Here is a 13,917-nt window from a genome sequence, read left to right as displayed (position 1 = left end):
CGCCCGTCAGGAGCCCAGGAGCTCCACGCCGGCGGTGTTGCGCTTGCCCCGGCGCACGACGAGCCAGCGGCCGTGGAGCAGGTCGCCGTCGGCCGGCTCCCAGTCCTCGGTCTCGATCTTGGTGTTGTTCACGTAGGCGCCGCCCTCGGCGACGGTGCGTCGGGCCGCGCCCCGGCTGGCGGACAGGCCGCTGCCCACGAGCAGGTCGACGATCGTGGGCTTCTCCGACCGCGTCGCGGTGAACGACGGGATCTCCGCGACGGCCGCCGCGAGCGTCGACGCGTCCAGCGCGGCCAGCTCCCCCCGTCCGAACAGCGCGCGGCTGGCCGCCTCGGCCCGTTCCACCTCGTCCTCGCCGTGCACGAGCGCCGTCACCGACCGGGCGAGCGCCCGCTGCGCCTCGCGCGCCTGCGGCTTCTCCTCGGTGAGGCGCTCGAGCTCGGTGATCTCGTCGTGGGACAGCCAGGTGAAGGCGCGCAGGTAGGTGCCCACCATCGCGTCCTCGGCCTGGATCCAGAACTGGTAGAAGGCGTACGGGCTGGTCAGCCGGCGGTCGAGCCAGACGGTGCCGCTCTCGGTCTTGCCGAACTTGGTGCCGTCGGCCTTGGTGATCAGCGGCGTCCCCAGCGCGTGCAGGGACCGTCCCTCGACGCGGTGGACGAGGTCGGTACCGGCGGTGAGGTTGCCCCACTGGTCGCTACCGCCGGTCTGCAGCGTGCAGCCGTAGCGGCGGAAGAGCTCGAGGAAGTCGTAGGACTGGAGCAACTGGTAGGAGAACTCGGCGTAGCTGATGCCCTCGTCGGACTCCATGCGCCGGCTCACGGCCTCCTTGGCGAGCATCCGCCCGACCCGGAAGTGCTTGCCGACGTCGCGCAGGAAGTCCAGCGCCGAGAGGCCCTCGGTCCAGTCCAGGTTGTTCACCAGCAGCGCGGCGTTCGGTGCCCCCGAGGAGAAGTCGAGGAACGGGCGGAGCTGCGCGCCGAGCTCGTCCACCCAGCCGGCGACGACGTCGCGGTCGTTGAGAATGCGCTCCGACGTCGGCTTCGGGTCGCCGATCAGGCCCGTCGCCCCGCCGACCAGCGCGATAGGACGGTGGCCCGCCTGCTGGAAGCGGGCGAGCGTGAGCCACTGCAGCAGGTGCCCGATGTGCGCGCTGGGCGCGGTGGGGTCGATCCCGGAATAGAGCGTGACCATCCCCGCGTCGAGGTCCCGGCGCAGCGCGTCGAGGTCGGTGCTCTGGGCGATGAGACCCCGCCAGGCGAGGTCGTCGAGGATGTGCGGTCCGGTCACGCGACCAGTCTGCCGAACCCGGTCACCAGTCCGGTCCGTCGGTCCGGGCACGCCCCGCCTTGTACGGCGTCACGGCCCGGGAGCCGGCGACCCAGAACCGCCACGGCCGCTCCTGACCCGCGGCGACGCCGACCCGCGGGCCGGTGCGGACGTCGTCGTCACCGACCGGCGCCCCCGCCAGCAGCCGCACCGGCGAGGACGGGGAGAGCACGTCGACGCCGTTGGCCTCCCGGTCGAGCCCGAGCAGGGTGCACAGCCGCGCCGGCCCCCGGGCGAGCTCCGCGTCGCGACCGCGGGCCGTCGGCCGGCGGGCGTGGGCCGCGCCGACGTCGGAGAGCACCTCCCCCGCCCGCAGCAGCACCGCACCCGCGACGCCGTCGCGCAGGCAGACGACGTTGGCGCAGAAGTGCATGCCGTAGACGAAGTAGACGTACAGATGGCCCGCCGGGCCCCACATCACCGCGTTGCGGGCGGTCCGGCCGCGGTAGCAGTGCGAGCCCGGGTCGTCGGCGCCGCGGTAGGCCTCCACCTCGACGAGCCGGACGCGGACCTCGCCCTGCGGCGTGTCCGCGGCGATCTCGCAGCCGAGCAGCCGGCGCGCCGCCGGGAGGACGTCGTCGGCCAGCGCCGACCGGTCGAGCAGCATCGGCCGCGATCCTGCCCCAGGCGTCGGGCCGGTCAGCGCGCGAGGTGGTCGACGGCCCGCACCGGCTCGGCCTCGTCGTACCCGACGGGCAGGTGCACGCGCCCGGCCGTCGTGCGGAAGTAGACCTCCCAGGCGTGGAAGGCCAGGTAGGCGCGCTCGTCGTCCTGCATCACGGCGGCGTAGGCGCGGACGGCGCGGACGTAGCGCTCGTCGTCGTTGTAGCGCTCCAGGGCCCGGTCGAGGCCGTCGGCGGTGGCCCCGCCGTTGGCGCGCAGGTAGTTGGCCGCGCCGAGGATCGCGTCGTGCGGATCGGTGACGTCACCGCCGAGCCCGTAGCTCGCCCAGGTCGCGGGCATGAACTGCATGGGACCCCGCGCGCCGGCCTCGGAGTGCGAGGCGATGCGGCCCATGCGGCTCTCGACGAGGTTCACCGCGGCGAGCACCGTCCAGGGCACCCCGAAGCGCTCCTGGGCCTCGGCGTAGTGGGCCCGCAGCTGCTCGGGCGGCAGCGGCGCGACGATGCGCCAGGCCGGGAGCATCTCGCCCGGACCGCGCTTCGCCATGGCGAGCAGGTCGCGCCCGGCGCCGACGATGCGCCCGGTCGCCTCGGCGGTCCCCGGCGACAGCGCCGCGAGCACGGCCGGGAGCCGCTCGGGGCGGAAGGCGAGCTCCTCGTAGGCGACCTGGGCGATGCGGCCAGCGGCCGCGACGTCCTGGGGCGAGCGGGCGGGGTCGGCGACGGTGCGCCGGGCCTCCTCGAGCACGGCGGCCAGGGCCACGGGCTCCGTGGGGACGCTCGGGCCGTGGGGGCCGATCGGGTCGGACGACGAGATCGACGACGGCGGCGGCGACGCGGTGGCGGGCGTGCTCGGGGCAGGCGGCGCCGGGTCGCGCGCGCAGCCGGCGAGGGCCGTCAGCGCCGCCGCGAGCAGCGCGACGAACGCCACCCACCGCCGGCTTCCGAGCACGAGGTCCAGCCTAGGCGTCGGGAATCCTCGGAGTGATCGAAGTACCGATACGGACGTTGAGTGTCCGCAACGGCACTTCGCTGACAAACCCTCAGCGGCGGTCGATGGGGCGGCCGGCCCAGGCGTGGGCCTCGATCGCGGCGGCGAAGACGCGGTCGAGCTGCTCGGACACCCGCTTCGGGGCCGTGCCGCCGTGGGCGTCGCGCGAGGCGATCGACCCGGCGACGGTGAGCACCGCGCGGACGTCCGGGGTCAGCGCCGGGTCGCACTGCGCGAGCTCGTCGTCGGTGAGCTCGTCGAGCCCGACGCCGCGGGCCTCGGCGGCCCGGACGCACGCCCCCGCCGCGGCGTGGGCTCGGCGGAACGGGACGCCCTCGCGCACCAGCCACTCGGCGAGGTCGGTGGCCAGCGTGAAGCCGGCCGGGGCGAGCTCGGCGAGGCGGTCGGTGTGGAAGGTCAGCGTCCTGATCATGCCGGCCATCGCCGGGAGCACCATCGCGAGCTGGGCCGCCGAGTCGAACAGCGGCTCCTTGTCCTCCTGCAGGTCCCGGTTGTAGGCCAGCGGGAGCGCCTTGAGCGTCGTCATCAGCCCGGCGAGGTTGCCGACGAGCCGCCCCGCCTTGCCGCGCGCGAGCTCCGCGACGTCCGGGTTCTTCTTCTGCGGCATGATCGACGACCCGGTCGACCAGGCGTCGGCGAGCGTCACGTACCCGAACTCGGCGGTCGCCCAGAGGATGACCTCCTCGGCGATCCGCGAGAGGTCCACCGCGATCTGGGCCAGCACGTACGCGCCCTCGGCGGCGAGGTCGCGCGCCGCCGTGCCGTCGATGGAGTTGTCGACGGCGTCGACGAACCCCAGGTCGCGGGCCACGGCGGCCGGGTCGAGGCCCAGCGACGTGCCGGCCAGCGCCCCCGACCCGTAGGGCGAGTACGCCAGCCGCCGGTCGAGGTCCCGGCAGCGCCCGACGTCGCGCAGCAGGGCCTGGGCGTGCGCCCCGAGGTGGTGGGCGAGCAGCACCGGCTGGGCGTGCTGCAGGTGCGTGCGCCCCGGCATGGCGGCGTCGGGGTGGGCGCGGGCCTGGATGAGCAGCGCGTCGACCACGCCCGCCACGCCCCGCACCACGTCGCGCAGCTCGTCGCGCAGCCACATCCGCAGCTGCGTGGCGATCTGGTCGTTGCGCGACCGCCCGGCCCGCAGGCGCCCGCCGACGTCCTCCCCCGCCCGCTCGATGAGGCCGCGCTCGAGGGCGGTGTGCACGTCCTCGTCGTCCTCGGCGGGCACGAACGCGCCGGAGTCGACGTCGTCGGCGAGCCGGCGCAGACCGTCGAGCATGGCCTCGAGCTGCTCGTCGGTGAGCAGCCCCGCCCCGTGCAGCACCCGCGCGTGGGCCCGGGACCCGGCGATGTCGTACGGCGCGAGCACCCAGTCGAACTGCGTCGACTGCGACAGCGCCGCCATCACCGCGTCCGGGCCCGACGCGAACCGCCCGCCCCAGAGGGCCGAGCCTTCCGGCATCAGCCCAGGTCCCGCTTCGCCGCGATCTTGGAGGGCAGGCCCCAGAGCTGGACGAAGCCCTTGGCCAGCGACTGGTCGAACAGGTCGCCCTCGTCGTAGGTGGCGAGGTTGAAGTCGTAGAGGGACTGCGCGCTGCGCCGGCCCGTCGGGACCGCGCGGCCGCCGTGCAGCGTCATCCGGACCTCGCCGGTGACGTGCTCCTGGGTGGTGTCGACGAAGGCGTCGAGGCTGCGGCGCAGCGGCGAGAACCACAGGCCGTCGTAGACCAGCTCGCCCCAGCGCTGCTCGACCTGGCGCTTGAACCGCGCCTGCTCGCGCTCGACCGTGACGTTCTCCAGCTCCTGGTGCGCGGTGATCAGCGCGATGGCGCCCGGCGCCTCGTAGACCTCGCGGCTCTTGATGCCGACCAGGCGGTCCTCGACCATGTCGAGGCGCCCGATGCCCTGCGCGCCCGCCCGCTGGTTGAGCTGCTCGATGGCCTGCAGCACCGAGACCTTCTGGCCGTCGATCGACACCGGCACGCCGGCCTCGAAGCCGACGACGACCTCGTCGGCGTCGCGGGGCTCGGCGGGGTTCGCGGTGTAGGAGTAGACGTCCTCGATCGGCCCGTTCCAGATGTCCTCGAGGAAGCCGGTCTCGACCGCGCGGCCCCAGACGTTCTGGTCGATCGAGTACGGCGAGCGCTTGCTGACGTCGATCGGGAGCGAGCGCTCCTCGGCCCACTGGATCGCCTTCTCGCGGGTCCAGGCGAAGTCGCGGACCGGGGCGATGACGTCGAGGTCCGGGGCCAGCGCGCCGACGCCGACCTCGAAGCGGACCTGGTCGTTGCCCTTGCCGGTGCAGCCGTGGGCGACGGTCGAGGCCCCGTGGGCGCGGGCCGCGTCGGCGAGGTGCTTGACGATCAGGGGGCGCGACAGCGCCGAGACCAGCGGGTAGCGGTCCATGTAGAGCGCGTTGGCGCGCAGCGCCGGGAGGCAGTACTCCTCGGCGAACTCGTCGCGCGCGTCGGCGACCGCGGCCTCGACCGCGCCGCAGTCCAGGGCCCGCTTGCGGATGACCTCGAGGTCCTCCCCGCCCTGGCCCACGTCGACCGCGACCGCGACGACCTCGCGGCCGGTCTCCTCGGCGATCCAGCCGATGGCGACCGAGGTGTCGAGGCCCCCGGAGTACGCCAGCACGATGCGCTCGCTCACTGCTGTCCTTCTTCCGTCTCGTTCTCGTGTGCGGAGGACGACCGCGCCGTCGTCCTGGTGCCCAGGGCCCGCAGGCGGGCTGCGAGCCCGGCCCCGTCGAGGGGCTCGCGGGCGACGACGAGCACCGTGTCGTCGCCGGCGATGGTGCCGACCACCTCGGCCAGCGAGGCCCGGTCCAGGGCGCTGGCGAGGTAGTGCGCGCCCCCGGGCGGGGTGCGCAGGACCGCGAGGTTCCCGGAGTGGTCGGCGGAGACCAGCAGCTCGGCGAGCAGCCGGGACAGTCTGTCGGTGCCGCCGGTGACGCCGCGCACCGGGCTCCCGTCGTCGGGCACGACGTAGCGCCCGACGCCGCCGTCGACGCCGCGGAGCTTCACCGCGCCCAGCTCGTCGAGGTCGCGCGAGAGCGTCGCCTGCGTGACCTCGACGCCCTCCGACGCCAGCAGCGCGGCCAGCTCGGCCTGGCTGTGCACCTCGCGCTCGGTGAGCAGCGCGACGACCCGGGCCTGGCGGGAGGCCCGGCTCCCGATCGGCGTGCTCCCCTGAACACCCTTCGAGGCGGTCTCGGTCACGAGTGCTCCAGCAGCCACGTGAGCACCGCCTTCTGGGCGTGCAGGCGGTTCTCCGCCTCGTCCCACACCGCCGACGCCGGGCCGTCGATCACACCGGCGGTGATCTCCTCGCCGCGGTGGGCGGGCAGGCAGTGCAGCACGGTGACGTCGGCCGCGGCCCGCGCCACCGCCTCCTCGTCGAGGCGGAACGGCGCGAGGGTGGCGCGGTCGCGGCCGTCGGACTCCTGGCCCATCGAGGTCCAGGTGTCGGTGGCCAGCACGTCCGCGCCCGCGGCGGCCGCGGCGGGGTCGTCGGTGACGACGACGGAGCCGCCGGTCTCCGCGGCCCGCGCCGTCGCGTCGGCGACGACCGAGGGGTCGGGCGTGAAGCCCGCCGGCGCGCCGACCCGCACGTGCATCCCGGCGGTCGCCCCGCCGAGCAGCAGCGACTGGGCCATGTTGTTGGCGCCGTCGCCGAGGTAGGCGAGCACCTGGCCGGCGGTGCGCCCGCGGCGCTCGACGACGGTCTGCAGGTCGGCGAGGACCTGGCAGGGGTGGAAGCCGTCGGTGAGCGCGTTGACGACCGGGACGGTCGCGTGCGCCGCCATCTCCTGGATGCGCTCCTCGGCGCCGGTGCGCCAGACGATGGCGTCGACGTAGCGCGAGAGCACCCGCGCGGTGTCGGCGATCGTCTCGCCGCGGCCCAGCTGGGCGGCCTGGCCGTCGATCATCACCGGGGTGCCGCCGAGCGCGGCGATGCCGACCTCGAACGACACCCGCGTGCGGGTCGAGGCCTTGTCGAACACCACCGCCACCGCCCGCGGACCCTCCAGCGGGCGGAAGCGGAACGGGTCGGCCTTCATGGTGGCCGCCAGCTCGAGCACCTCGGCCTGCTCGGCCGGGGTGAGGTCGTCGTCGCGCAGGAGGTGGCGGACGCGCGTCCCGGTGATCGTCACGAGCCCGCCGCCTCCGCGGCCGCGGCGCCCTGGTCGAGCACCTCGGGCAGGGCGGCGACGAAGCCGTCGAGCTGCGCGTCGGTGACGACGGCGGGCGGGGCGAGCCGCAGGCGTCCGGGCACCGCGTTGTTGATCAGGTAGCCGGCCTCGCGGGCGGCCGCCGTGACCTGCGCGGACACCGGCTCGCGCAGGGCGACGCCGATGAGCAGGCCGGCCGCGTCGACGCCGGTCACCTGCGGGTGGTCGAGCTCGCCGATCCGCCGGCCCAGGTCCTTGCCGATCTCCTCGGCGCGGTCGAGCAGCCCGTCGGCGGCGATCGTGTCGAGAACGGCGAGCGCCGCGGCGCAGGCGACCGGGTTGCCGCCGAACGTCGTCCCGTGCTGGCCGGGACCGAGCAGCTCGCCGGCGTCGCCGATCCCGAGGCACGCGCCGATCGGGAGCCCGCCGCCCAGGCCCTTGGCCAGGGTCACGACGTCGGGCGTGATGCCGGCGCGCTGGTGGGCGAACCAGACGCCGGTGCGCCCGGTACCGGTCTGCACCTCGTCCATGACCAGGAGCGCGCCGTTCTCGGTGGTGATGTCCCGCGCCGCCTGCAGGTAGCCCTCGGGCGGGACGATGACGCCCGCCTCGCCCTGGACGGGCTCGAGGAACACCGCGGCGGTGGCGTCGTCGACCGCGGCGCGCAGGGCCTCGACGTCGCCGTAGGGCACGAACTCGACCCCGGGCGGCATGGGCTCGAACGGCTCGCGCTTGGCGGGCTGGCCGGTGAGCGCGAGCGCGCCCATCGTCCGACCGTGGAACCCGCCCTCGGCCGCCACGATCTTGGTGCGACCGGTCCGGCGGGCGATCTTGAACGCGGCCTCGTTGGCCTCGGCGCCGGAGTTGCAGAGCAGCACGCGCCCCGGGTGGCCCAGCAGGCCCAGCAGGCGCTCGGCAAGTTCCACGGCGACGGGGTTGATGACGAGGTTCGACGTGTGGCCCAGCGTCGCGACCTGCCGCGACACGGCCTCGACGATCGCCGGGTGGGCGTGGCCGAGGAAGTTGACGGCGATCCCGCCGAGCAGGTCGAGGTACTCGCGGCCGTCGGCGTCCCACACCCGCGCGCCCTCGCCGCGCACGAGGCTGATCGGCGGGGTGCCGTAGTTGTCCATGAGGGAGCCGACCCATCGGGAGCGGAGGTCCTCACTCGTGACGGTCATGTCTCAGGCCTCCTTCCCGTCGGCCGGCAGGACCATCGTCCCGACGCCGGCACTCGTGAACACCTCGAGCAGCACGGAGTGCGCCACCCGCCCGTCGATGACGTGCGCCCGCGGCACGCCGCCCTGCACCGCGCGCAGGCAGGCCTCCATCTTCGGGATCATGCCGCTGGCCAGCGTCGGCAGGAGCGCGGCGAGCTCGACGTCGTCGATCGTCGAGCGCAGGCTCGAGCGGTCCGGCCAGTCGGTGTAGAGCCCCTCGACGTCGGTGAGGACGACGAGCTTGCGGGCGCCGAGCGCCTCGGCCAGCGCGGCCGCGGCGGTGTCGGCGTTGACGTTGTGCACGACGCCGTCGACGTCGGGGGCGACGGTCGAGACGACGGGGATGCGCCCGCCCGCGACGAGGTCGAGCACGGCAGCCGGGTTGACCTCGACGACGTCGCCGACGAGGCCGACGTCGACCTGCTCGCCCTCGACCGTCGCGGTGCGCCGCGCCGCGGTGAACAGGCGCGCGTCCTCGCCCGAGAGCCCGACGGCGTAGGGGCCGTGGGCGTTGATCAGCCCGACGAGCTCGCGGCCGACCTGCCCGACGAGCACCATCCGGACGACGTCCATCGTCTCGGGCGTCGTGACCCGCAGGCCGCCGCGGAACTCGCCCTCCATCCCGAGCCGGCCGAGCATGCTCGTGATCTGCGGGCCGCCGCCGTGGACGACGACCGGGCGGATGCCGGCGAGGCGCAGGAAGACCATGTCCTCGGCGAACGCGCGGCGCAGCGCGTCGTCGGTCATGGCGTTGCCGCCGTACTTGACGACGACGACCGCGCCCTGGAAGCGCTGCAGCCAGGGCAGGGCCTCGGCCAGGACGCCGGCCTTGGCGGCGGCCTCGTGGTAGCGGTCGGGGACGTCGGCGGGGACGGGGATGCTGGTCTCGGCGGTGCTCATGTGGAGTACGCGCTGTTCTCCTCGACGTACGCGTGCGAGAGGTCCGTCGTCAGCACCGTGGCCCGCCCGTCGCCGAGCCCCAGGTCGACCTCGACGGTGACCTCGGGGCCGGAGAGGTCGGCCTTGCTCCGGTCGCCGACCGCGGTCGCGGCCTCGCAGAGCAGCACGCCGTTGACGGTGACCGACAGGGTCCCCGGCTCGACCTTCGCCTCGCTCGCCCCGACCGCGGCGGCGATCCGGCCCCAGTTCGGGTCGGAGCCGAACAGCGCGGTCTTGACGAGGCTGTCGCGGGCGATCGTGCGGGCGGCGACCAGCGCGTCGTGGTCGTCGCGGGCCCCGGTGACGGTGACCGCGATCCGCTTGGTGACGCCCTCGGCGTCGGCCTGCAGGCCCCGCGCCAGGTCGGCGCAGACCTCGGTGACGACCTCGGTGAACGCGTCGGCGTCCGCCTCGACGCCCGAGGCGCCGGAGGCGAGCAGCAGCACGGTGTCGTTGGTGCTGGTGGAGCCGTCGATGTCGAGGCGGTCGAAGGTCCGGGCGGTGGCGGCGCGCAGGGCGGCGTCGGCGGTGGCGGCGTCCACGACCGCGTCCGTCGTGACCACGACCAGCATCGTCGCGAGGCTCGGGGCCATCATCCCGGCGCCCTTGGCGAAGCCGCCGACCGTCCAGCCGTGACGGCTCGCGGCGGCCTGCTTGTCGACGGTGTCGGTGGTGAGCACCGAGGTGGCGGCGCGCGTGCCCGCCTCCTCGCCGTCGGCGAGCTCGCCCGTGGCCGCGTCGACGCCCGCGAGGATCTTGTCGAGGGGCAGGCGTTCGCCGATGAGGCCGGTGGAGCAGACGGCCACCTCGATGGCGCCGCAGCCCAGGACGTCGGCGACGTGCTCGGCGGTGCGGTGGGTGTCGCCGAACCCGTCGGGGCCGGTGCAGGCGTTGGCACCGCCGGCGTTGAGGACGACGGCGCGCAGGTCGTGCTCCTGGAGCACCTGCTGCGACCACAGCACGGGCGCGGCCTTGACCTGGTTGCGCGTGAACACGCCCGCCGCGACCTGCTGGGGCCCGTCGTTGACGACGAGGGCGAGGTCGGGGCGCTCGCCGTGAGCCCGCAGGCCGGCGCGGACGCCGGCGGCCCGGAAGCCCCGGGGGGCGGTGACGCTCACGGGTCGCTCCTGTTCACGGGTGCAGTCCCGTCGTCGGGAGACCGAGGGTCTCGTCGAGGCCGAGGGCGAGGTTGACCGACTGGAACGCGCCGCCGGCCGTGCCCTTGGTGAGGTTGTCGATGACGGCGGTCACGACGAGCCGCCCGGCGTCGGGGTCGACGGCGACCTGGATCTGCACGCTGTTCGACCCCACGACCGACTTGGTCTGCGGCTGCACGCCGGCGGGGAGCAGGTGCACGAACGGCTCGGCGTCGTAGGCCTTCGCGTAGGCCTCGCGGGCCTGCTCCTCGGTGATCGCGTCGTCGGCGAGCGGGGCGCCGGCGACCGCGAGGATGCCGCGGGGCATGGGCGCGAGCACGGGCGTGAACGACACCCGCACGGGCTGGGGGCTCACCGTGCTGAGGTTCTGGGTGATCTCCGGGGTGTGCCGGTGCCCGCCGCCGACGCCGTACGCGGTCGCCGAGCCCATGACCTCGGCGCCCAGCAGGTGCGGCTTGGCGGCCTTGCCCGCGCCGGAGGTCCCGGAGAACGCGACGATGCTGACCTCGGGCGCGACCAGGCCGGCGGCGACGGCCGGGAAGGCGGCCAGGGTGCTCGCCGTCGGGTAGCAGCCGGGGACGGCGATGCGCCTCGCGTTCCGGAGGGCCTCGCGGGCACCGGGCAGCTCGGGCAGCCCGTACGGCCACGCGCCGGCGTGGTCGCCGCCGTACCAGCGCTGCCAGGCGGCCGGGTCGGTGAGGCGGTGGTCGGCGCCGCAGTCGACGACGAGCACGTCGGTGGTGCCGCCCGCCCTCCCGAGCTGCGCCGCGAGCTCCGCCGAGCGCCCGTGCGGCAGCGCGAGGAACACGACGTCGTGCCCCGCGAGCTGCTCGGGCGTGGTCTCGGCGATCACGCGATCGGCGAGCGAGGGCAGGTGGGGCTGGTGGGCGCCGAGGGTGGTGCCCGCGGACTCCCCCGCCGTCACCGCCCCGATCTCGACCTCGGGGTGGCCCAGGGCGAGCCGCAGCACCTCACCCCCGACGTACCCGCTGGCTCCGGCGACCGCGACGCGCATACGCATCACTATGCATGTTCACGGAAAGCCATGCAACGGCGGGGGGCCGGGAGTGGCCGGCCACGGGTCAGGGGGTGTCGCGCAGGGAGTGCCGGGGCTTCGTGGTCGACGGGTACGGCGCGCGGGGGCCCCTGTCGGCGCTGCTGCCGGCACTGCTGCCGGCACTGCTGCCGGCACTGCTGCCGGCACTGCTGCGGGGCGCCGACGGGAAGGAGGGGTGCGGCTCGCGGAACGCGCCCGAGGGCTCCCCGAAGGACAGCGACGGGGTGGGCTCGCGGAAGGAGTCCGACGGCAGGGGTTCGCTGAAGGACTCCCTGACCGGCTCGCCGAACGGCAGCGACGGGTGCGGCTCGCGGATGCTCTCGAAGCTGCCCGACCGCGTCATCTGCAGGGCGGGAATGCCCTGGGAGTCGGTGGCGCTGCCGGTCGGGATGCGGGTCCCGGACGGGGGCGTCGGCGGCACGAAGGACGCGGACGGCGCGGACGGCGCGGACGGCGCGGCGGGACGGGGGCCGGTCACGGCCGGGTCGGCGCCCCAGGTCGGCACCACCGGCGTGGCGCCGGTCGGCAGGTCCTCGGCCCCGGCACCCGGGGTGACGTCCGGGATGGCGTCCGGGGTGGCGTCGGCCACGCGCGGCGCGACCGTCGGCGGGGCGTCGGCGTCCGGCATCGGGGCGGCGTCGCGGCGGCCGACGGCGACGAGGTCGCGGCCGAGGAGCCCGGAGACGATCCAGTCCAGGGCGATGCGCACGGTCCGGTCGGCGGTCGGCATGGCCCACAGGTGGTAGGCGCGGTGCAGGGCGAACGCGGGCCACCCGGTCGCGCGCAGGGGGCCGATCTGGGCCGCACCGCGCCGGCGGCCCAGACCGGCCACGGCGCCGGCGTTCTGGTGGCGGTAGCCGCGCAGCAGCCGGCCGGCGAGGAACGCGTCGACGTTGCGCGCGAGCAGCCGGGCCTGGCGCACGGCGTGCTGGGCGGTCGGGGCGGTGGTGACCGGCTCGCCGTCGCGCGGCGCGGGCACGGTCACGTCGGGCACCGCGGCGCAGTCGCCGGCGGTGAAGACGTGGGCGCGGTCGCGGACCTGCAGCGTCGTCGCGCAGCGCACGCGGCCGCGCGGGTCGAGGGGCAGGTCGGTGCGCTCGAGCAGCGGGTTCGGCACGGAGCCGGCGGCGACGACGATCGTGTCGGTGGCGAAGGTCGGCCCGCCGGCGAGGACGACGCGCCCGCCCTCGGCCGAGGTGATCTTCGCCCCGACCCGGACCTCGACGCCGCGGCGCAGCAGCTGGGCGTGCACGCGGGCGGCGAGCGCGGGGCTCACCTCGGGCATGATCCTCCCGGCGGCCTCGAGGAGCACCCACTGGATCTCCTCGGCGATGTACCCGGGCTGGTGCTTCGCGGCGCGGCGCGTCATGTCCTCGAGCTCACCGAGGACCTCCAGGCCCGCGAAGCCGCCGCCGATCACCGTGAAGGTCAGCAGGCGCCGGCGCTCGCTCGGGTCGGTCGTGGACGAGGCGGCGTCGAGGCGGGACAGGACGTGGTCGCGCAGCGCGAGCGCGTCGGTGACCGACCGGAACGGCAGCGCCCGCTCGTCGAGGCCCGGGATCGGCAGGCGTCGGGGGGCCGTCCCGGGCGCGACGACGAGGACGTCGTAGCCGATCTCGCGGGTGCCGCCGTCGGGCAGGCTCACCACGGCGCGGCGGGAGGCGTCGTCGATCGCGGCGACCGAGCCGGTGATGACGTCGCAGCGACGCAGGACCCGGCGCAGCGGCACGGTGAGGTGGCGCGGCTCGATGGCGCCGGCGGCGGCCTCGGGCAGGAACGGCTGGTAGGTCATGTGCGCCTGCGGGTCGACGACCGTGATGCCGGCGATCGCCGTCGACGCGTCGCCCGGGCCGAGGTGGCGCCCGCCGCGCGTCCCGCCGGGCAGGCGGGCCTGCAGCGCCCGCGCCGCGACGAGGCCGGCGTAGCCGCCGCCGACGACGAGCACCCGCGCCCCCTCGGCGGCCGCCGCCGCGCCGCGGGCGCGCAGCCGCACGAGGAACACCACGGCGACGGCGCACAGGAACCCGCCGAGGCCCGCGGCGCCCCACGCGGGCAGGGCGCCGAACACCCAGAACAGGGCGACCACGATCGGCCCGATGACCAGCAGCACGCCGCGCCCGACCACGAAGTCCGCGGTCGACCAGGTGCCGCCGGCGTCCTCGGCCTCGTCGGGAAGGGCCGGGTCCGACGGTTCCTGCGGCTCTCCGGGCGCGCTGGACATGCGTGAGGGCTCCTCGCGGTGCGGGGTCGAGGGGTGCCGTGGCCCGGGCGAGGGGGAGCCCCCGGGTCACGGCCAGGTCACGCTACGGAGACGGACGGCTCCGCGGGGCGGAGCTGAGAACGCGCCGCGCCGCCGACCGTCGATCACCCCGCACCGCGCGGTCACCGGTCGGGTGATCGCCCGAACGG

Annotated in this window: 12 protein-coding genes; all 12 read right to left on the bottom strand. The window is 75.5% G+C overall.

The annotated features are described in order from the left end of the window. Nucleotides 1-6 precede the first annotated feature (6 nt). Nucleotides 7-1,290: a tyrosine--tRNA ligase gene (tyrS, locus tag ACYX4T_RS03625; RefSeq protein ID WP_476013215.1), complete on the bottom strand. Its 1,284-nt coding sequence runs from the start codon at nucleotides 1,288-1,290 to the stop codon at nucleotides 7-9. A gap of 22 nt (nucleotides 1,291-1,312) precedes the next feature. Then, a complete protein-coding gene (locus tag ACYX4T_RS03620) occupies nucleotides 1,313-1,936 on the bottom strand; it encodes a DNA-3-methyladenine glycosylase (protein WP_476013214.1) in 624 nt (207 codons plus the stop codon). Nucleotides 1,937-1,968: 32 nt separating this feature from the next. Beyond that, nucleotides 1,969-2,904, bottom strand: a complete 936-nt coding sequence (locus ACYX4T_RS03615; protein ID WP_476013213.1) for a lytic transglycosylase domain-containing protein — start codon at nucleotides 2,902-2,904, stop codon at nucleotides 1,969-1,971. A gap of 91 nt (nucleotides 2,905-2,995) precedes the next feature. After that, nucleotides 2,996-4,420 carry an argininosuccinate lyase gene (argH, locus tag ACYX4T_RS03610; protein WP_476013212.1) on the bottom strand — a complete coding sequence of 475 codons (1,425 nt, stop codon included), beginning with the start codon at nucleotides 4,418-4,420 and terminating at the stop codon, nucleotides 2,996-2,998. Then, a complete protein-coding gene (locus ACYX4T_RS03605; RefSeq protein WP_476013211.1) occupies nucleotides 4,420-5,613 on the bottom strand; it encodes an argininosuccinate synthase in 1,194 nt (397 codons plus the stop codon). The genes argH and ACYX4T_RS03605 overlap by 1 nt, the downstream gene beginning before the upstream one ends. Further along, on the bottom strand, nucleotides 5,610-6,182 hold the full coding sequence (locus tag ACYX4T_RS03600) for an arginine repressor (protein WP_476013210.1): 573 nt from the start codon (nucleotides 6,180-6,182) through the stop codon (nucleotides 5,610-5,612). Before ACYX4T_RS03600 ends, ACYX4T_RS03605 begins: the two co-directional genes overlap by 4 nt. Then, nucleotides 6,179-7,117, bottom strand: coding sequence for an ornithine carbamoyltransferase (gene argF / locus ACYX4T_RS03595; RefSeq protein WP_476013209.1), 939 nt, complete (start codon nucleotides 7,115-7,117; stop codon nucleotides 6,179-6,181). The genes ACYX4T_RS03600 and argF overlap by 4 nt, the downstream gene beginning before the upstream one ends. Next, nucleotides 7,114-8,316 (bottom strand): acetylornithine transaminase, encoded by a 1,203-nt coding sequence (locus ACYX4T_RS03590; protein WP_476013208.1) that lies wholly within the window; start codon nucleotides 8,314-8,316, stop codon nucleotides 7,114-7,116. Before ACYX4T_RS03590 ends, argF begins: the two co-directional genes overlap by 4 nt. 3 nt (nucleotides 8,317-8,319) lie before the next feature. Further along, entirely contained in the window at nucleotides 8,320-9,255 is a 936-nt protein-coding gene (argB, locus tag ACYX4T_RS03585; RefSeq protein WP_476013207.1) for an acetylglutamate kinase, read from the bottom strand. Beyond that, nucleotides 9,252-10,412, bottom strand: a complete 1,161-nt coding sequence (gene argJ, locus ACYX4T_RS03580) for a bifunctional glutamate N-acetyltransferase/amino-acid acetyltransferase ArgJ (protein ID WP_476013206.1) — start codon at nucleotides 10,410-10,412, stop codon at nucleotides 9,252-9,254. Before argJ ends, argB begins: the two co-directional genes overlap by 4 nt. A 13-nt stretch (nucleotides 10,413-10,425) precedes the next feature. Continuing rightward, nucleotides 10,426-11,472 carry an N-acetyl-gamma-glutamyl-phosphate reductase gene (gene argC / locus ACYX4T_RS03575; RefSeq protein ID WP_476013205.1) on the bottom strand — a complete coding sequence of 349 codons (1,047 nt, stop codon included), beginning with the start codon at nucleotides 11,470-11,472 and terminating at the stop codon, nucleotides 10,426-10,428. Nucleotides 11,473-11,533: 61 nt separating this feature from the next. Continuing rightward, nucleotides 11,534-13,729, bottom strand: coding sequence for an NAD(P)/FAD-dependent oxidoreductase (locus ACYX4T_RS03570; protein WP_476013204.1), 2,196 nt, complete (start codon nucleotides 13,727-13,729; stop codon nucleotides 11,534-11,536). Nucleotides 13,730-13,917 lie beyond the last annotated feature (188 nt).

The sequence above is a fragment of the Actinomycetospora sp. ABD4_176 genome, from assembly GCF_056311855.1.
This window is presented reverse-complemented; position numbering and strand designations above follow the sequence as displayed.